The organism is Paenibacillus faecis (assembly GCF_008084145.1).
Lineage (GTDB): Bacteria > Bacillota > Bacilli > Paenibacillales > Paenibacillaceae > Fontibacillus > Fontibacillus faecis.
The window spans coordinates 182,784-202,879 of sequence record NZ_VSDO01000004.1; the positions used below are offsets into that span (position 1 = coordinate 182,784).

The following is a 20,096-nucleotide window of genomic DNA, read 5'->3' on the forward strand; positions in this document are numbered from 1 at the left end:
GAAGGGCTTTTTTTGCTGATGGGGAGGAAGTAGTGGGCCTCATGTTAGGAACAAGCAGGAATACAATGAAAGTTTAAGCATCACTCCAAAATAACCGTTCGGTCACCATTTAAGGTGTGGAAAATAACCGTAGTTTCATTAACCCAAGTAGGACTTTTAACATTAAGCACTTCAAGATCACCCTTCTCCCGAGAATCCCGAATCATGATTTCCAAATCCATACCATCCAGTTTCTTGACGATCAACCCCATGAAAGAGCTTTTGTAAAATTCATAAAAATAGGTAGTTTCCCCTAAAGTAGCCGATCGGTGAGCAATCGTAAGCCTTTCTTGGCCTAGTGGGGAACGAATAGAATCATGCTGCCAAGACACTACAGAATTCAAGATAAAAATCCAAACGAAATATATACCCAGCACAAAAGCAAGGATGGAAGGCAAAATATACATCCACCACTTACCGAAACGAAAGGCAATATACATTAAAAAGCCTACATTTAATAGCAGCGGAATAAAATACCCCGTTCCTTTAAATAAAATAAATTCATAACTATGGGAATACACAAAATATAAAAAAATATCGAAAACTACTAAAAGTACAGCGGCAATCAACAGGTAGTTATTTTTCCTCATAAGTTGATGCTCCCTTTTGAAGCAGTCCTAGAATACCCCATACCATAGTCTCCTACTCTCCAATGGAGGAAATATTATACATTGATTATAACGTGAATTATTTATTTTTGTTGCTCACTGGAGAGGAAGACGAGGGAGATGGGGGTGTGCCTAAGTCTGAGATTGTTAAGGTGGAGCGGATGGATGATGTAAAGGACGGGGCATCCAGATACGACTGAACGCCGAGAAACTTGTCCGAGAATTGGACTTCTTGGGGGATTCGTTGCGGCCATAGGGGTTAAAATTGCTTTCATACTTAAAGGACACCGATGAGGTGTCTTTTTGCATTTTGTTGAAAGTTTTGTTAATTCGAGGGTTGTATGTCATACAAATCAGGCAGGATTTTCCTGAAATTTGTCGAACATAAACCTTTAGTACTAGAGCTTAAGGCATGGGAGATTTTAAATATGATTTATGCACATTCCAAACGTGATCCCCTCACCAAAGAGCTGTTACCCAAGTCAGAGTGGCATTCGCTTGATCGGCATCACCAAGATACTGCGGATTTGGCAGCCGAATTCTCCGGCTATTTCGGTTGCTCCAGCCTTGGACGAATACTTGGCCAGAACCACGACTACGGCAAAGCTACTCCGGATTTCCAGATGAGATTGAATGGTGCGCCCGCGCCCGTTGATCACAAGACGGCGGGGACATTGCTGGTATACCGACACTATCCTTTTCCTTACGGCTTAATGTTGGCCTATGCCATTTATGGCCATCATGGGAGTTTGCCGAATCATATTTCTGTCGGGACTCAAACGGGGCTTGATCAGGTATTGAAGCACGATTTCCAGAGTATCGACAGTGCTGTCCCATTTCTTCCGGAGCTTGAGTTATCTTCGATTCCAATGAGCGGCAACAACCCGGGTATGGAGCTCTCTCTATGGATTCGTATGTTACATTCCGCATTAATTGATGCGGATTACCTTGATGCAGAACGTTATTTTCAGCCATTGAAGGCCGAATTACGCAACAGTTTTCCTTCCCTTACGGAACTGCATGCTCAATTTCATCCTAAATTGCAAGAGTTACTTAACAAACCTCAAGATAGCAAAATGGCACGAGCAAGGCGTTATGTACTTGATAGTTGCCTGCTGGCCGGAACTGGATCTACAGGCTTGTATACATTGACCGCTCCGACAGGGAGCGGGAAAACATGGGCTTCGCTTGCTTTTGCTTTGAAGCATGCCGAACAACATGCGAATATGAGACGTATTATCGTGGCTTTGCCGTTTACCTCTTTAATTGAACAAACAGCGGGACTTTTCCGGGAAGTATTCGGAGAAGGCGCTGTGCTGGAACATCATAGCAATGTAAGTTATTTACCGGACTCTGAAAGTGAGTTCAGTGCGAAACAACTTGCCAGTGAGAATTGGGAAGCAAGTTTGATTGTGACTACACATGTACAACTGTTTGAAAGTATATTTTCAGCGAAGCCTTCCAAGGCGCGTAAGCTGCATCGTCTGGCAGGAAGCATTATTATATTGGACGAGGCTCAGACGCTTCCAGCCGATCTGCTGAAACCTTCGCTTGCCGCATTGAAATGTCTCTGTGATAACTATGGAGTAACGGTGCTGTTTTGTACCGCGACGCAGCTTGCACTCCAGCCTGAATGGCTAAGTGGGGCCGTACCAACTGAAATTATCAACGATTCTACAAGTCTATATCGCAAGCTTACACGGGTATCGATTTCGACGATCGGTAAAAAAACAAATGCGGAGCTGTTTGAACGATTAAATTCTCATCCACGGGCATTGTGCATCGTCAATTCCAGGAAACAAGCCCGTGCTTTATACGAACAGTTTCCGGATAAAGAAGGCGTTTTTCATCTCAGCGGGCTTATGTGTGCACAGCACCGGTCACAGATTTTGCGAGCGATTGCGGAAAGATTAAAGAAGGAGGAAGTACGCTGTATTGTAATTTCAACAAGCTTGATTGAAGCTGGCGTTGATCTCGATTTTCCAGTTGTCTATCGAGAGATTGCGGGAGTTGATTCTATCGCCCAAGCAGCCGGCCGGTGCAACCGGGAAGGTCATTCGGAGCTAGGACTTGTATTTCTCTTCGAGTCTATTGATTATCCACTTCGCGACGGTTGGTTTAAGACACGGGCTCAACTTACACTAACGGTACTGCGTTTATATCCTAATCTTTTAGAGCCCGAAGCAATCCGCTACTATTTTGAATTGGCCCACGGGATGGGGAGAAATCTGGATGTCCACAACATAATTAGTGATCTGGATGCCGGAGCCAAACAATGCTCCTTCCAATTCCGGGAAATCTCCGAGAAGTATAAATTTATTGAGACAGAGATGGTTCCGATCGTAATTCCTTATGATTGCAGAGCCGTTATGCTGTTGAATGAACTCAAAACTTCCCTGTACCCCGTAAGATTCAACCGTGAGCTACAGAGATATACTGTTTCGGTGTATCGGAATCAATTTGAGCGTCTACGAGAAGCAAGTAGAATAGGCACGCTTCATGACACGATTCATTACCTGACTTCCATGAAGGGAGGGATTGATGGAGAAATTCATGATCTCTACAGTAATAAGTCAGGGCTGAGCATTTGGCAAAGAGAGGAGAAATAGCGATGGGATATGGAATAACCCTTCGGGTGAACGGAGATTATGCATTGTTTACTAGGCCCGAAATGAAGGCGGAGCGGGTCAGCTATGACGTGATGACACCTTCGGCTGCCCGTGGGATTTTGGAAGCGATTCTTTGGAAACCCGCGATTAGATGGGTGGTAGACAGCATTACCGTGTTAAATCGGATCGAGTTTGAATCCATACGTCGAAACGAGCTAGGTTCAAAAATCCCTCCGCGAAATGTAGCTATGGCTATGGCCGGAGCAGCTATCGATCTGCATCAATACACAACTTCCGACCGGCAACAACGTGCATCGCTTCTGCTGAAGAATGTTGATTATTTGATCGAAGCCCATTTTGAGATGGTTCCCCAGAAGGTGGGAGAGTCGGATACACCGGGAAAATTCTATAACATGTTTCTGCGGCGTGCGCGTGGAGGACAGTGTTTTCACAATCCTTATTTGGGCTGTCGTGAGTTTGCGGCAAGCTTCAAACTGATGGAACATGAGGAGGTGCGCCCGGACAGCTATTATGCCGAAGAAGCGGAGATAGATCTAGGCTGGATGCTATGGGACATTGAATATGGGGAAGAGCTACTGAAAAAGAAACCCGTATATACTTATGAACCGAAATTTTTCCGGGCCTGCATGCGTCATGGAGTCATTGAAATTCCAGATGAGGTGCGCCTATGATATTGCAAGCATTATGCGAGTACTATGATCGAATGGTGCGAGAGAATCCGGCGAGGATCGCCGAGCCGGGCTACGCGGTTACTCCGGTATCGAAGTGCATCGTGATCGACCATGAAGGCAATTTGATACAGGTTATAGACCGGATGGAGGAACGGGAGATTACAGGAAAGAACGGAAAGAAAGAAAAAAAACTTTTTCCTCAACGCGTCATAACGCCACAGCAGCCCAAACGAAGCGGTAGCCGGCCGCAACCTGCTTTTTTGTGCGAGAACGCGAATTTTATTTTTGGAATATACGGTGATCAAGCGGGAGCGAAGTATCGTTTTGAAGCTAGCGGGGATTTGCACGAGGAGATTCTGGGGCGGTTGGATGACGATGGGGCGAGGGCGGTTGTTGCATTTTTTCGTAAACGCAAGCTTGGCTCCATCGATTACGGTGCAGTGGATACAACAGGTCTAAGTGACGGTGGCAACGTGGTGTTTATGCTTTTGGGTGATGTGGTAGGTTATGTTCACTACCGACCCAAGATCAAGGAGGCATGGGACGCCTATAGATTGAGTAAACAAGCAGATGCTTCATTCGGGCAGTGTCTGGTAACCGGAGAAGTAGGGCCGATTGCCCGTATTCATGGTAATTTGGACGGTTTCGGACAAGACAAGCCGACATTAGTAGGCTTTAACCAGGACAGTTTCGTCTCTTATCGTAAGGAAAAGGGGGATAATGCTCCCGTATCGGAAACGGCAGCTTTTAAATATGTAACGGCGCTTAATATGCTGATTGGAGACCGAAGCCATAGCCGCAATATTCATGGAGAAAAAATGTTGTTTTGGGCAGAAAAATCGCTACCGGTGGAAGAAAACGCGGTTGCGCTCCTTCTGGGAGGCGGATCATTGGAGCCGGAAACCCAGAGAGATGAAGTAACTAGTCGAAGACTAGCGTCGGTAATGGAGCATTTGTATAAAGGTACACGCGCGGAAAAATTGGACCTAGCTGTGGATACTCGGATGTTTGTTTTGAGCATCTCAACAAACAAAACACGTGTCGTCATCCGTCACTTTTATGTGGATACCGTCGGCAGAATAATTGAACGTCTTCAACAACATCATGCGGATATTTACGTGGAAGGGGCGGAATGGGATCCGGAATACCCCTCCTTATCCAAGATTTTGACTGAGACAGCGGTTCGCCGGGAAAGCAAAAATGTACCCGCTCCATATGCGGCTTCTATAATGCGTAGTATCGTCAGCAACACCCCATATCCGAACAGTCTTTATATGGCAATGCTTGGCCGTATTCGGGCGGAAGCAGGAACGAACGCTCAGGCGGCGATTAATCGGACCAGAATTGGTGTTATCAAAGGCTGCTTGAACAGGCTGGCCAAGAAATCAGGTAAAAAGGAGTGGATCGGAGTGAATCTGGAGGATACACTAGCATCGCAATCGCAAACGCTGGCTTATACGCTAGGGCGTATTTTTGCTATTCTGAATCAAGCCCAATATGAGGCGTTATCCAAGGTCAATGCTTCAATTGTAGACAAATATTTAAACGCGGCTCTGGCAAGTCCTCGGCAGGTTTTTCCTTCATTGCTTGCCAATGCGCAAAATCATTTTAGCAAACTAGCCAAAGCAAACAGGTATTATACACATCAATTGCTCCGTGAAGTGATGCTTGATATCTCGCCAACAGGCTTTCCCCAAACGCTCAATGCAGAAGGACAGGGACAGTTCATGGTCGGGTTTTATCACCAGCAGCAAGCTTTTTTCAAACGGAAGGACAAGGGGACAGGAGAGCCCTCTATAAATGATATCGAGCAGGAGAAGTCGGAGCAGTAAATTGAAGTACAGAGTGTCACTAAAATCTACTAATCTCACAAGAGGAGGAAGAAATATGAGCGAACTGTTGAAAAACAGATATGAATTTGTACTGTATTACGACGTGGAAAACGGGAATCCGAACGGAGATCCTGACGCTGGAAATATGCCTCGGGTTGATCCACAGACTGGGCACGGTATCGTCACGGATGTCAGCTTGAAACGCAAAGTACGCAACTATATACAGTATTCCCGTGAAGGAGAAGAAGGATTTGATATTTACGTCAGCGAGGGTGCTGTTCTGAACAATAAACAGAAAGAGGCTTATGAAGCAACAGGGCTTACCACAAAAGATAATAAGGACGATAAAATAACGGCTCAAGCATATATGTGCCAAAGATTTTTTGACGTTCGGACTTTTGGAGCAGTGATGGACACCGGGGATTTCAAATGTGGACAGGTCCGCGGCCCCGTACAGTTGTGCTTTTCCAAAAGCGAAGATCCTATTCTTCCGCAAGAAGTTACGATAACGCGTATGGCATCTACGACGGAGAAAGAGAAGGCTTCGGAGAATCGGACTATGGGGAGAAAATATGTCGTCCCTTATGCTTTATACAGAGTAGAAGGGTTCATTTCGGCTAAATTTGCACAGAAAACAGGATTTACAGAAGATGACCTCGATATTTTCTTTGAGGCATTGAAATTGATGTTTGATCATGATCATTCGGCAGCGAGAGGGAAGATGTCCGCGCGTAAATTATTCGTCTTCAAACATGAAACCGAATTGGGCAATGCTCCCGCAGCTACGCTCTTTGATCTCATTAAAGCCCGCTTGCTGGATGAGAGCGCACCTCCAAGAGAATTCAATCATTATGAAATAACCATAGATAAGGGGAATGTGCCTGCCGGTGTTGAATTAATTGAGATGGTGTAGACTTCTACAAGGTTTATCTGTTACTTTCTAAGGGTAGTTATGCGGGAGTGAATTGGGTTTAATAGCCCTTTGCTATTTAGAGGAAAACAATAATTTTATATTTGGAAGAACACAAAGATCTCTATATCGGCTAACTCCAATATTCTTTTATAAAACAGAGGCGAAAATGAAGTGCCAACATGGTGCGAACCCCAAGCTCCCATGAAATCCCCGGGGCTTTCGCACCTCAGATTTTGTTGAAAAAAGGTGTTATTTATAGGGGGGAGAAAAGGTCAGTAATTAGTTCATGCTTTTTTAGCATAAATCGTAGTATGAAAAGATAAGACCTATGCCTTTATTGGATCAATTTTGCTTTTTTCGCCGTCGCACCCCATGTGGGTGTGTGGATTGAAATCGGATCCGGTCCGAGTCCCGACATACCATAATCCCGTCGCACCCCATGTGGGTGTGTGGATTGAAATGCTAATTTCAAGCATAACTGGTTCCACATGTCAAGTCGCACCCCATGTGGGTGTGTGGATTGAAATTACCACGTATTTAATAGATTTGACTAGGGGGTTTGTCGCACCCCATGTGGGTGTGTGGATTGAGATATCGATTCGATTTTTGAAGGGCCCATACAGTTTTGTCGCACCCCATGTGGGTGTGTGGATTGAAATCGTCGCTGGACGCGTGGAAAGCGGTGTTTCGATTGTCGCACCCCATGTGGGTGTGTGGATTGAAATCGGCGTCCAACAACCCAGTACTAGTTGGAATTGATTTAGCTGCGTAATTAGTAAGTACCTTGTCGATAATAATGGTAGGAGTCCTCCGTTGATTAAAAATAAACTTACAATTCATGTCAAAAGGTTCTGTGATATACTATCCAAAACAACTACGTAGGGGATCATATGCCGTTTCCGATAGATGAAAAGTTTGTTGTCGCTGTTGCCTCAAGTGCTCTTTTTGACCTCGAGGAATCTGATCATGTTTTCAGGGAGAAAGGAGAGGAGGAGTACCGAAAATATCAGCATGAGCACGAACAAGTTGTATTGGAACCCGGGGTTGCTTTTCCACTGATAAAGCGGCTATTAGCGATTAATAGCCAAGATCCGAGTGAGCAGCCGGTCGAGGTAGTGCTGTTGTCAAGAAATGACCCGGATACTGGACTTCGTGTGTTTAAGTCAATTGAACACTATGGTCTTTCGATTTCTCGGGCTGCTTTTGTGGCGGGGTCCAATCCGTATGTTTATATGGAGGCTTTTAATGCATCGCTGTTTCTTTCCGCTAATCCGAGTGATGTCAGAGAAGCTTTAAACAATGGACTTCCTGCTGCACAGGTATTCCCAACTAAGTTTATCGATGACGATGATGAGATCGAATTGCGAATTGCTTTTGACTTTGATGGAATTATTGCCGATGATTCGTCAGAAAATATATTTCAACAACTTGGAATGCAGGGTTTCCATGAGAATGAGAAAAAAAGGGCTAATGAGGCGCTTCCGCCGGGTCCGTTAAATAAATTTATTAGAGAAGTTGCGCGATTACAGCAGCGGGAATGGGAGAAAAAACAAAACGACGCATCCTATATTCCCCGGATTAGAGTAGCCATTGCTACGGCTAGAAATGCACCGGCTCATGAACGTGTTGTAACTACCTTGAGGAGTTTGGGAATACGGGTTGACGAGGCATTCTTCTTAGGAGGAATTGATAAAGGGAGAGTAATGAAGGTGTTCCGGCCCCATATCTTTTTTGATGACCAAGTCAGTCACATTGAGGGCGTATCAAGTATCTCACCTTCCGCCCACGTGCCTTTTGGTGTTACAAATCTAAGGAGCAGTAAAGACTGAGCGCTATTATGGCGCTCTTTTTGTTTGGGTACATGAAGAGGTGTCACCCTGCTCTATTTTTACTACTGTTGTGTTAAAATGGAAGGAAATCCCTACTACAGCACCATCACCGGAGCGGGGCGAATGAACTGACCCAAACGGCCGGAAAAATGAACTGGAAAACGCGCACGTGAAAACATGAGGTTATGTATGTGCTGAAACCGATTGGCGTTTGTATGGCCAGAGCGAATGAATTTGATCCGTATAAGGATTGAGGTGTTTGCCTCAGGCCTATAACCACATCCTCATGAGGGTGTGGTTTTTTGACCGCCTGATTTTTTTGCGATTCACTTGTTCCCTTTTCCACTATGGTCATAGGATGTTGTGAAATCAATTAAAGGAGGATTTACATGGCAAAGGTAAGCCCGCAATTCAAACGGCTGTACGCCCAATTCGGAAAGATCCTGGGAGGCGAGTCCGAAAACGAAGATGGACTGGTTTGTTTTGTCACCGGTAGTGGGGGGATATAGCAAGACAAAGGTATTGGGCCAATAGTGGTGCAAACCCCAAATAACCCTTTGACACCAGTTGTATAATATGGGAATATTGAACTATATAAAATCTAACATATGGAAAAGATTGGCGAGTTATTGTCTGTTTTATATAGGGTGCTTAGAGCCCATCTATTTTGTCATTGCAACGGACTATAATTAGGAGGGTAATAATGAGAGTAGAACTAAAAGATTTGTATTTAGGCAAATTAGATGCGAAAAACGAGCTGCTGGATAATACAGAAGAGGAGAAGGGAGTATTTGTTGATTCATTTTTAATTCCTAACAACTTATTAATAGAAGATTACTTAAAAGGTTTAAAGTATTACGTTTCCGGATTAAAGGGAACGGGGAAAACTGCTCTACTACGTTATTTAGCAATTAAGGCAGAAGAACAAGGGTTCAATACTTCGTTTGTGTTGTTTAAAAGCAATTTTAGTGAACAAGATAGAAAGGATTTTTTAAATGTTGTCCGTTCAGCTACAATAGTGGAGAAGAATAATAGTTACGCTGATGCTGAAGATGACTTTGAGGAAATATGGAGATGGTTTTTACATAGGCATATTGTCAAATACATAATTCAAAATAAACTTGATTTTTATGAGGATAATAAGGAATGGGCGAAGTATGTAGCATGTGTTACTGCTCCCAAAACTGATGAAGGAGAGTCTGGTATTTTTAGGTTGTTTCCAAAACTTAAGCGTGGCAGCGTAGAAATAAATGTTGGTGTAGAGGCTTTAAACACAAAACTTGGCTTGGAATTTGATTGGGAGGACAGTAGTAATTCTAGAGTAAAATTCAGCAGCTTAGTTAAGCAAGCCGACACATTGTTTGAAAAGTTAACCGGGAAAGGGAAGAAGTTCTACATACTAATCGATGAACTAGAGCTCTCTCTTGGATCATCTGAACAGTATTCAAGGGATATCAGACTTATAAGAGACTTGATTCTTGCTATAGAAAAACTGAACCGCATTAGTCGACAAAATCAGCTAGGAATAACTCTTATTGGAGCAATACGAACTGAGGTCGTTACTGCCGTTAAATCGGCAGGAAAAGAGATTAATAAATTGATTTTCGATTTCGGTACCAGGATAGTATGGCATCAATCAGGAGATGACATTAATAAACATCCTATTTTACAAATATTGATTAAGAGGATTGCTGCATCGGAAAAAAAGAATCATTTGACACTAGACCAGTCATCTAATGCCATATGGTCAAGATATTTTCCGGAAAGAATAAACGGTAGAGATGCACCGAGATATATACTCCATCAGACATGGTATAGACCGAGAGATATAATCAGATTGTTAGGGTTGGCTAAGGCAACTTATCCTGAGAGCACTACGTTTTCTCAACAAGTCTTTGATGGAACTCGTTTGCAGTACTCAACTGATTGTTGGTCAGAACTAGTAGAAGAATTAACGGCTAAATATTCTAATGACCATATAGATGCTATTCGAAGAATTTTCACAGGAATTCCTAGTAGTTTCAACTATAGATTTTTGTTAGAAAGAGTAGTAGAAATACGAAAAATTTACAGTGATGTTGATGATTTATTGAGCAAGTATAAGCTTGATATTATTTTGACTGATGCTTATAAAGTGGGGATAATCGGGAATATGGACAAGAAAGCGAGGTTCTCCTTCAGGGGGCAGGATGACATTCTTTTGGAGAAGAAAATGATGATACATTACGCTTTGTGGCCAATCCTCTCAATCGAATCTGGTTCTGGAATGGGAACTGGTCGGCGAGGTGAACATAATTGGCCTGTCGACGAGAATGGCAATAAACAGTACGGCAAAGTTAAATGGTTTGATGACAAAAAGGGGTATGGGTTTATTGAAAATAAACACGGTGGTGATATTTTTGTTCATTTTAGCGAAATTAGCGGTAATGGTTATAAGACATTAACAGAAGGGCAGAATGTTAGATATTCTATCAAACACAACGATCGCGGTGATTATGCTGCTGACGTTCAGAAGTTAGAAGAGCCAAAGGTTAGTGAGGAGGTGTCTACCTTATTAAGGTAAAGGTAGTTAAACTATAAGGATACAATAGCACATTCCTTTCGCAGTTTAATAGCTATGTAATAAATATATCTGAATAACCTAGTTGTTTTTGCCTTCGGGGGGAATTTCCATCTTATTTTATGCAAACCTGCTCGCTTGAGTGGGTTTTTCTTATTAAATGGAATTGTAGATTGCAGTCTAAATGTAGCTCGAAATTGTAAGATTCGGAGTAAACCTATTAATTCTCACATTTCCTTTACAGGCTGCCAGAAAGTCTCGACAGCCTCTTTTTGCTTGTTGAATCTCGTTAAGTATGACAATTCACTACGTTAATAGCGCTAGTATAGTTGCTTACTCACGAACAGATCGTGTTATTAGTGCTGAGATCTATCCTGGAAAAACAACCGAGTTACTATTTCACTTCAGTTGATTTTGGCATTAATTGTCCACCGGAGATTCCATTTCAAACAAGAACTGGTTGTGAAGTGGATGTTTACTTACGAAACCCCAAGACAGTTGTGCCCGCCTGGGAAAACAGCAGCCTAACTGACGTGATGACCACCGAAAGGGCAAAAGGCAGTATGCCATAAGCCCAAAACTTGCAAACAAAGTCTATGCTTTCATAAGCAACTATTCCCGAGAAGAAGGTGTTGACTCATTTCTGTAAAGAAACGGTCGAGCGAGCTTCGCGGACGTCAAAGAACTTTAGGGGAGGCTACTTGTCGTTTGCACGGGTTGGCTAACGTCCGAGAAATCTTTCCTTACCGACTTAGTGTAGAACGTGGAAAAAGATTCAGTTAATCTTGACTGGAAAATAGGGGGACCTCTTTAACTTGGTTTAAAGCACAATGCGAATAAAAAAAGAAGTCCAATGTCTAAAAGGCGTTGGATTTCTCGATAAATATGAAAAGAAAGATTTAACCATTCTCCATGGTTCAGTCTCTAGTAACTGGGATTAGAGAAATTTCTCGAATATTGTTTGAGTTCAGAGGAAAATCCTAGAAAACTGTCGAAGTCTATCGTATGGTCGTAATTAAATAAAAAGAGAAAGAGGATATTTTATGGATAAAAGAGGTTCAGTTATCTCATTCTTAAATATGAAGGGCGGGGTAGGTAAAACAACTCTTTGTAAAGAGATGGCGCTTTTTCTATCTGAATTTGGTGAAGATAAGAAAAAAATATTAGTAATTGATATAGATCCGCAATCTAACTGTACACAATCCTTTTTTGAAAAATATAACATTATGCAAATAGATGATTCTCTATTTGAAAAAGATAAACTTCCTTCAATTAGCAAAGTCTTCTCAAGTTCAGTTACTAGGCAATCGAACCTTGATGAGGTTATTATTAAACTAACGGATACGCTTCATCTGCTTCCGGGAGATTTAGACACTGTTTTTATGGAACGTGAAACCTCTACAGGTGCAGCAGAACAGAAATTGTTAAATTTCATTTTAGAAAACAAACTTAAGGAAAAGTATGACTACATATTTATTGACTGTCCTCCGACTTATTCATTTTATACAGTTTCAGCTTTATTAAGTTCAGATTATTATTTTGTTCCTGTTAAGCCGGACGCATATTCAGTTTTAGGGCTAGATTTATTAGAACGAGTAGTACGAGAGTTGAAAAACGGATACCGCATCTTCTTTCAGCAAAAGCCAATTACAAATTTAGGTGTAATATTTACTATGGTAGGTGGTACTTCTATTCAAGGATTTAGACGTAATATTGATTCGATTAAAAAAAGCTTTGCAGACAAAGATATTTATTTTTTCAGAAATGAGTTCCGCAAAATAGATAGGTTGGCTACTGGTAAACTCTCCACCTTTATAGTTGACAGAGATGATAGCCTCCTACTTGATGATGTTCGTAGTATATGTATGGAGTTTGAGGAAAGAGTGGTGGGGTTGGGTGAGAGTTAATGAAGAAATTATTTATAAGAAAATTGATGGCCTGAGACGGATAAAGAATCCCGAGTTGATAAGGTTTGAGCTATTTTCTATTTTAACGTCGCTCCTTCTTTCAAAAAACGAGTTTAAAAACAATACAGAGATTGTTTCATTTTTATCTAGTTTAAATATAGAGTTTAAAGAATATGTATTTAAAAGTCGTACATTAATATTAGCCAGAGTATTAAGGACCGTTGAAAATCTAGATGAGAGTGCGCTTGAGTTGTATACAAATATACTAGAAAATATGCTAAAAAGAAAAATTGAGAAATTTGAAGAAGAGAAGAGTAAGGAAATAAAGCAACAAACTGATAAGAGCAGATCAATCAATTACTTTGAAGAAATATTAAAAAAATATTCAAGAAATAGGGACTAAAATTTAATGAGAACCAGTCAAGAGAAGCAACGTTATATAGATTTTACAAAAAAGTATTTCCCCAATACTTTGTTATTAAAAAATGAGGATATTTTAGGTGTACTATTCTCTAGAGTACATGAGAATTCAGTTGTTACATCTATATTTGAAAAGTATATAACTTGCAATAAGGTCGCAAATGAGTTTTTAATATATTACAGAAAGAACTTTAACAAACTTCTTGTAACCTACCCTTTAAATGAGGCTCAAGCAATATATTCTAATGTTCGCTTAATAACAGAGAGTCTCTTGAAATTTTTATTCTCAATTAATAACCCTCTAGACGTGGAAATAGTTAAGAAGACTAAGTTTAGAACTTTAAAAGAAGAGTTGATAAAGACAGGATTGAATCAAAGTGCTTTAAATGTATTGTTTTCTTTATATGGACGGTACTCCAATTATATTCATGATAAAGAAGACGCTGACTCAAAGAATATAGATTTTTTAGAAATTTTAATCACAACTAAAAATAAGTATCTCACAGGCATTGTTGACGATTTAATTTTACTATTAGATAGTTATTATGCTTTAGTGTGTATTACTTTTCAAATAACACCAAGTCACTTTTCAGCTTCTGATAATTTAAGGTTGATTCATAACTTGTCTTCAAAACGATACAAAAAATTTTGTGATTCTTTATACACTAGTAGTTAGAAGGGAGGCGGGAGCCGGATAAAAGAAACCGCTTCTTTTTAAATTATTTTAAGAAAAAAATTGCAAGCCAACAAAATTTTGAATAAAAAGTAAATGGACCTTACAATGAGGATGAGTATACAATTTCCACATAAATTGAATTAATTATCTATATAAGTCACCACTGCTAAAACGGTTCCTACTACCAACTGCCCGTCTTAGATTTCTTAAGAAAATAGAGACATGAAATACGGACATACGAACAAAAAAATGAAAACACAACTAGGAAAACTCTCTTGCCCTGCTACATAATATACTATCACTATCCCGGAGGACAAAGCATGTCACTTCCAGTCGAACTTTCTTCTATTTTTCGTTCAAAGCAAAAGTCCTACAAAATGGTGCTTGTGCTAGCAATGATTGAGACCTGGCAGGAAACGCACGACAAAATGCTCGAACTTGATGATGTGGCGAGACGGTTTCTGACCTATTACCAATATAGAGAGACTCAAAATCTTGTTGTGGACCCACCACCGCCGAAGGTTACAGATCGGTGGGAGTTCATGAATATTCCACAAGTAAAATCCTTACTCGAAACTCCAATAGAAGCGCTTCGTTCGATTGTTGTTAAACAATCGGGTGGGGCCTTTTTGACATTTGCGGATTCAGTATGGTCGCAGGGGGAAGAAGTGTTGTCTGAGCTTCAAAATTATGCAAATCGAGAATTAGACTTGTATCATAGTCAGCTTGGATCTAAGCAAGGATCGGGCTTCTCTCTTAAAGAAAGCTTAGACCGTATCTTACATACATACCATGAGGCTAAGTCTGAACCCTTTGCTAATCATCCGTTAGGTGCTCTATTCAGAAGAAAACTACCAGAACAGCTTCGATCGCTTCCTTTTGTTTCTGAGCACATTCGAATTCAAGGATCGGTGGGGAAGGGTAATTGGGCGGGGGTGCCATGGATAGCACTCATGGATACGCGAATTACGAAGTCAACACAGTACGGGGAATATGTTGTTTATCTATTTGCGGAGGACATGAGCGCGGTTTACTTGACTTTTAACCAGGGAGTCACGAAACCAAAAACTGATCTAGGAAAAAGGGAAGGTTATGCTTTCTTAGAACAAAAGGTAATTGAACTAAGAGAAAGCCTGGATTTTGAGGGTTTTTCTACAGATGAAGATATCCATCTCACTTCAGCCGGTTTGGGTCGTGACTACCAAGTATCTACTGCTGCTTATACGCGGTATGATGCGTCTAATATTCCAAGCGACGATCAATTAATTGCAGATTTAGAACAACTGATGACGACTTATAAGGAGTACGTCGATCGGAAGCTCCAAACAGATCAGGTAGATGATCCAGAATACCCTGTGGAAACGGCGGAAGAGATCATGGATGATGAGGTAGTTCGCGAGCGTCTTGATAGTATCAAAACGTACATTAAACATAAAGGTTTCGCATACCCACCCGGATTAATCGAAAACTTCTACCTCTCCCTCAAAACCAAACCTTTCGTCATCCTAGCGGGCGTGTCGGGAACAGGGAAAACGAAGCTGATCAAGCTTTTTGCTGAGGCGATGGGAGCCACTGCACAGAATGGTCAGTTTACGCTGATCCCTGTCCGTCCAGACTGGAGCGATCCATCCGACCTGATCGGTTATAGTGATTTGTCGGGCAAATTCCGTCCAGGCCGCGTTACCGAAGTGTTGCTGGAGGCGTCCCAAAACTCGAGCAAACCCTACTTCATCTGCCTTGATGAAATGAACTTAGCTCGAGTGGAGCACTACTTCAGCGATATCCTCAGTATTCTGGAGACACAGGAATGGAAGGATGGTCGTATTACAACTGCTCCAATCATTCACGGCAATTCACTTGTGCAGGATGAGGATCAGGCGGTGTACGGCAATTTGTCGATTCCTGAAAATGTGTATTTGATCGGAACGGTCAATATGGACGAGACGACACATCCTTTTAGCAAAAAGGTGCTTGACCGGGCGAATACGATAGAATTCAATGATATCTTTTTAGCTCAATTTCCTGATGAGGACCCAGATTCAGAGCTAAGTCCAGAGCCTACTTCAAATCAGTTCCTAAGAAGCGATTATCTCCAACTTGTCGATGCCTATCATGCCGAATCGAAGGCACTCATCACGAAGACAACGGATGTACTAGTGCAAATCAATCGTATTCTAGAGGAGATCCATGCCCATGTCGGGTTTCGGATTCGGGATGCGGTATGTTTTTATATGCTCTATAATGAGCGGTTCGGGTTATTTTCAGAAGAAGAGGCGTTTGATCATCAGTTGCTTCAAAAAATACTGCCACGCATTCAAGGCAGCAGCACATCCATCCGGAGGGTTCTCCTGAATTTGATGCGGGAGTGTGTGGGCTCCTCTTTTATCGTCAATGACTATATGGAGGATGTAGCTTTATTGTTCGAGGGCCGCAAGCTCAGTGATCTGTTAAATCAGGCCAAGTATCCGCTGAGTGCAAGGAAAATCGCTTCGATGTTACGGAGGCTTGAAGAAGATGGATTCACCTCTTACTGGTTATCGTAATGCACCGGTTGAGCTGTTGCGAATCGAGAGCAATCTTTTTAATTTATATATTCAAGGGAAGCCGTTTCATCCGACCGTTGAGACTTTGCAGCTCCATCGTCAGGAGGGGGATGTGTGGGCGGATGCCCATTTTCATGTTGAGGTCCCCGCTTCTAGGGTAGAGATTCGTTCAGTTCAAGTGTTTTCTCACCAGACGATGGGCCTCCAAGCATGGAATCATGGCGATCAGGCAGAGCCCATGTTTTATGAAACGCAAAGCTATGAACTCGTCGTGGAAAAGAAGCAGGATCTACCGATTGTCTTTTTTCATGAGAATCTTCACCTTCGGCAGGCTGTAAAACCCTTGGGCAATAGGATTTTGTCGGGTGTGCTTAACTTTCAAAACGAAGTAGGCTTGACGGAACTTGAGCTTCGCCTGCATGGGGAGGTAATCTTTAAGCTCCAACTGGAAGTGTTTCCGTCAAAAATGGACTATAAGCACGATTATGAAGTGATTTTGCGGGAGGTTAATGAGCAGATTTATAATCTGTCTTTTGACTTTCTTCGCAAGACGTTTCACTTAACGGGATTAAGGGAGACTCGGCATCAGAGTGTGACGGAGTTTTTTACGATATTGCAGCAGGTTTTTGGGCAGCTAACCCAAGGCATTGATCGCATCAAAAATGCACCTCACTACAAAATGCGACGCGAATCTCATCTTGTGGAAGCGTCGAGGGCGAAGCAGGTAGGGAAGGAGAATATTGCTTTTTTGCGCAAAAGGCCGGAGCTTTTTGTTCCGGGGCAGCAGCAACCTACCCATGTGCTTGAAACCAGACGATATATGGACTTTGATACGACGGAAAATCGGTTTATTCGCTGGGCATTGCTACGCATCACCTCGAAGTTAAAGGAACTCAGAACGAACGTAGCGAAGAAGGGGAGTCCAGATCCCGTATTACTAAAAAAAGTTGACGTGATGAGTTCGCAGTTACAGCGGCTTTTGCAGCAGGACTTTTTACAAGTGGGGGATATGAGGCAGGTTTCGTTGACGCTCGTCTTGCAGATGGCTCCAGGTTACCGGGAGGTATATCGGATTTATCTTTTGCTGATGAAGGGCCTATCCATTCAAGGGGATTTGTTCCGGTTATCTATGAAGGACTTGGCGCAGTTGTATGAGTACTGGTGTTTCCTGAAAATCCACGAGTTAATGCAGCGAAAATATGAGCTGGTTAGCCAGGATTTGATTAAGGTGGATCGTAATGGTCTTTTTGTGACGCTGGAGCGTGGGCAGAAGGCGAAGATCGTTTATCGAAATTCGCGGAATGGCGAGGTTTTTACTCTCTACTATAATTCCTTGCCTAAGGGAGACACCACTTCTACGTTGGCGCAGAGGCCGGATAATGTGCTGACGTTGAAAAAGAATGACGCGGCGATCGAGTATAAGTATATTTTTGATGCAAAATACCGCTTAAATCCTGCTTATGAAGGGACCCCTTACTGGAGGAAATATCAACAGCCTGGGCCAGAGGAAGAGGATATTAACACGATGCATCGGTATCGGGATGCGATTGTGTACAAGGATCAGCGGAACGGGGAGTTCGAGCGGAGTATGTTTGGAGCGTATGTGCTTTTTCCGTATCCGGATGAGGTGAAATTTAGGGAGCATCCTTTTTATAAAAGCATTCAGCTAGTTAACATTGGGGCGATTCCGTTTCTGCCGAATGCTACAAATCTCATGGAACAGCTTCTTGACGAGATGATCCAAGACAGCCCGGAAAAAGCCTACGAACGTTCCACCCGCCCCCGCGGGACGAAGGAGTATTATTACAACAAGTTTGCCGGCAAAAATGTTCTTGTCGGTTCACTAAGGGGGCCATCCCAACTGGACATGGCTTTGAAGCATCGTTTCTACCATATGCCGCTTAAGAATATCGCGGACCACAAGCTTCTCACCCAAATCGAATACATCGCGATGTGTCAGTCGCGCAAAAAGTTTCAAGGACAAGGGGACACGGGGATCCAGTGGTTCGGCCGGGTTCAGGATTGGAAGGTAGTTCGGAGACGAGAGATCACGGAGCGACCCGCTCGCCCCGGAACGGAAGAGGAGCTTTATGTTAAATTTACGATTGAACGTTGGGATCGTCGGGACAAGCCTATTGCTCTAGGAGGACAAGGGATCTATACCTGTCTGTATACAAGCAAGTACATGTTTGATCGGGCTAGCGAGATTGCGGAGCTGAAGCTGGAGAATGAGGAAGATCTGAGGCAATGGCGCGAAGCTCGCAGAATCGGCAAGGTCAAAGTGCGGCTCGATCATGAGAATGTGGATTTGGCGGAATCGGTGGTGGAGATTCGGGTGGAGGAGTAGGGGGGCTCGGCCCTATTTTAAATTCTAAAAATGTCTCCCAAGTTTTTGGGGGACTTTTTTAGCAGCGAGCGATAGAAATTACTGTAATGAAAAGGTATAATATGGATTGGCAGCGAGCATAAATAATACTCCTATTATCTTCGTATGCTCCCATGGAGGAATGGTATGCCGAAATATGTTGAAAAGGGAATGAAGTAGAATGAAAAAGGTTCTCGCAGGAATATTCACTGCAGTGATTCTATTTATTACCGCTTTACCTACATATGCGGCAGACCTGCAAATAAAAGTTGACGGTGTTACGATTTCCTCCGATGTGAAGCCCGAAGTAAAGAACAACCGAACAATGGTGCCTCTGCGAGTGATCAGTGAAAATTTGGGGGCTAGGGTCAACTGGTCGGATTCGAAAATCGTGCTCACAAAAAGTAAGGTGAAGTTAATCTTGCAACTGAATAGCAATACAGCAGTGAAAAACGGTGAAACGGTGCTGCTGGATGCCAAACCATATTTAAAGAATCATCGTACGATGGTTACACTTCGTTTTATTGCAGAAGTGTTTGGCTGCAGGGTCAGTCACAGTAACTCTGCAGTAACTATCGAAACCAAGCCTTTAGTCATTGATGGTGTAAAAGTGAAAACATTGCAAGAAGAAGTACACATGACTATGGGCGGCATAGTAAATCATGTCAATGGAAATGCCTATAATGAAGCAATATATCATGTTTTTGTAGAAAACAAAGGAAAAAAGGTAGAAGAACCTTCTAATTACTCCTGGGTTCTTAATTACCTCGCAACTGGCGACTACTATAAAGCTGGACAATATGACTTTTTAGACCAAAAAGGGAATAGCATAAAGCGTTTTGACATTTATACTAAAGTTCAAACATTTGATGAGGACCAGGATCCCGAGGCTTTAATTTATGAAGCGAATGTAAACCAATGGTATATGTTTAACTACAAAGCAACTCTAGAAATTTTACAGTTAATTGATAAAGCCTCACAGAATGGTTTTCTGACCGAGATCAGCAATAATGTTCCATAAAGGGGACGACAGCTTAATAACCCAAGAAAACGAGGCCGCCAAGAACTTGCCTCCCCAATATCTCCTAAAATCAACAAAGGAT

General features: G+C 42.3%; 12 protein-coding genes, 3 pseudogenes and 1 CRISPR repeat array. Of the genes and pseudogenes, 14 read left to right on the forward strand and 1 reads right to left on the reverse strand.

What is annotated here, in order from left to right; all coding sequences use genetic code 11:
- Window positions 1-80: 80 nt before the first annotated feature.
- Window positions 81-629 (reverse strand): hypothetical protein, encoded by a 549-nt coding sequence (locus FRY98_RS18900; RefSeq protein WP_148454867.1) that lies wholly within the window; start codon window positions 627-629, stop codon window positions 81-83.
- Between the two features lie 359 nt (window positions 630-988).
- Here FRY98_RS18900 and cas3 point away from each other — a divergent pair, with 359 nt between their 5' ends.
- From cas3 to FRY98_RS18960, 14 genes and pseudogenes are all read left to right on the forward strand, one after another.
- The gene (cas3, locus tag FRY98_RS18905) at window positions 989-3,256 is read left to right on the forward strand and encodes a CRISPR-associated helicase Cas3' (protein WP_148454869.1); all 2,268 of its coding nucleotides are present in this window, start codon (window positions 989-991) and stop codon (window positions 3,254-3,256) included.
- Window positions 3,257-3,258: 2 nt separating this feature from the next.
- Window positions 3,259-3,948 carry a type I-C CRISPR-associated protein Cas5c gene (cas5c, locus tag FRY98_RS18910; protein WP_148454871.1) on the forward strand — a complete coding sequence of 230 codons (690 nt, stop codon included), beginning with the start codon at window positions 3,259-3,261 and terminating at the stop codon, window positions 3,946-3,948.
- Complete coding sequence (gene cas8c / locus FRY98_RS18915; protein ID WP_148454873.1) at window positions 3,945-5,780, forward strand: type I-C CRISPR-associated protein Cas8c/Csd1; 1,836 nt, start codon at window positions 3,945-3,947, stop codon at window positions 5,778-5,780. The genes cas5c and cas8c overlap by 4 nt, the downstream gene beginning before the upstream one ends.
- A gap of 55 nt (window positions 5,781-5,835) precedes the next feature.
- Window positions 5,836-6,693: a type I-C CRISPR-associated protein Cas7/Csd2 gene (gene cas7c / locus FRY98_RS18920; protein WP_148454875.1), complete on the forward strand. Its 858-nt coding sequence runs from the start codon at window positions 5,836-5,838 to the stop codon at window positions 6,691-6,693.
- 362 nt (window positions 6,694-7,055) lie between these two features.
- Window positions 7,056-7,415: a CRISPR direct-repeat array (repeat unit 29 nt; unit sequence GTCGCACCCCATGTGGGTGTGTGGATTGA).
- A 168-nt stretch (window positions 7,416-7,583) separates the two neighbouring features.
- Window positions 7,584-8,522, forward strand: a complete 939-nt coding sequence (locus tag FRY98_RS18925) for a 5'-nucleotidase (protein ID WP_148454877.1) — start codon at window positions 7,584-7,586, stop codon at window positions 8,520-8,522.
- A 93-nt stretch (window positions 8,523-8,615) separates the two neighbouring features.
- Window positions 8,616-8,776 (forward strand): annotated as a pseudogene (locus tag FRY98_RS29460) (RtcB family protein); the annotation flags it as partial.
- Window positions 8,777-9,225: 449 nt separating this feature from the next.
- Window positions 9,226-10,755: pseudogene (locus tag FRY98_RS29465) on the forward strand (P-loop ATPase, Sll1717 family); the annotation flags it as partial.
- A 96-nt stretch (window positions 10,756-10,851) separates the two neighbouring features.
- A pseudogene (locus tag FRY98_RS29015) lies at window positions 10,852-11,085 on the forward strand (cold shock domain-containing protein); the annotation flags it as partial.
- 1,040 nt (window positions 11,086-12,125) lie between these two features.
- Complete coding sequence (locus FRY98_RS18935; protein WP_148454879.1) at window positions 12,126-12,989, forward strand: ParA family protein; 864 nt, start codon at window positions 12,126-12,128, stop codon at window positions 12,987-12,989.
- Window positions 12,979-13,392 carry a hypothetical protein gene (locus FRY98_RS18940; protein ID WP_148454881.1) on the forward strand — a complete coding sequence of 138 codons (414 nt, stop codon included), beginning with the start codon at window positions 12,979-12,981 and terminating at the stop codon, window positions 13,390-13,392. Before FRY98_RS18935 ends, FRY98_RS18940 begins: the two co-directional genes overlap by 11 nt.
- Before the next feature lie 6 nt (window positions 13,393-13,398).
- Window positions 13,399-14,085 (forward strand): hypothetical protein, encoded by a 687-nt coding sequence (locus FRY98_RS18945; protein WP_148454883.1) that lies wholly within the window; start codon window positions 13,399-13,401, stop codon window positions 14,083-14,085.
- 320 nt (window positions 14,086-14,405) lie between these two features.
- Window positions 14,406-16,628 carry an MrcB family domain-containing protein gene (locus tag FRY98_RS18950; RefSeq protein ID WP_148454885.1) on the forward strand — a complete coding sequence of 741 codons (2,223 nt, stop codon included), beginning with the start codon at window positions 14,406-14,408 and terminating at the stop codon, window positions 16,626-16,628.
- Window positions 16,600-18,975, forward strand: a complete 2,376-nt coding sequence (locus tag FRY98_RS18955) for a DUF2357 domain-containing protein (protein WP_148454888.1) — start codon at window positions 16,600-16,602, stop codon at window positions 18,973-18,975. Before FRY98_RS18950 ends, FRY98_RS18955 begins: the two co-directional genes overlap by 29 nt.
- 199 nt (window positions 18,976-19,174) lie before the next feature.
- Window positions 19,175-20,014, forward strand: a complete 840-nt coding sequence (locus FRY98_RS18960) for a copper amine oxidase N-terminal domain-containing protein (protein ID WP_148454890.1) — start codon at window positions 19,175-19,177, stop codon at window positions 20,012-20,014.
- The last annotated feature ends 82 nt before the right edge of the window (window positions 20,015-20,096 follow it).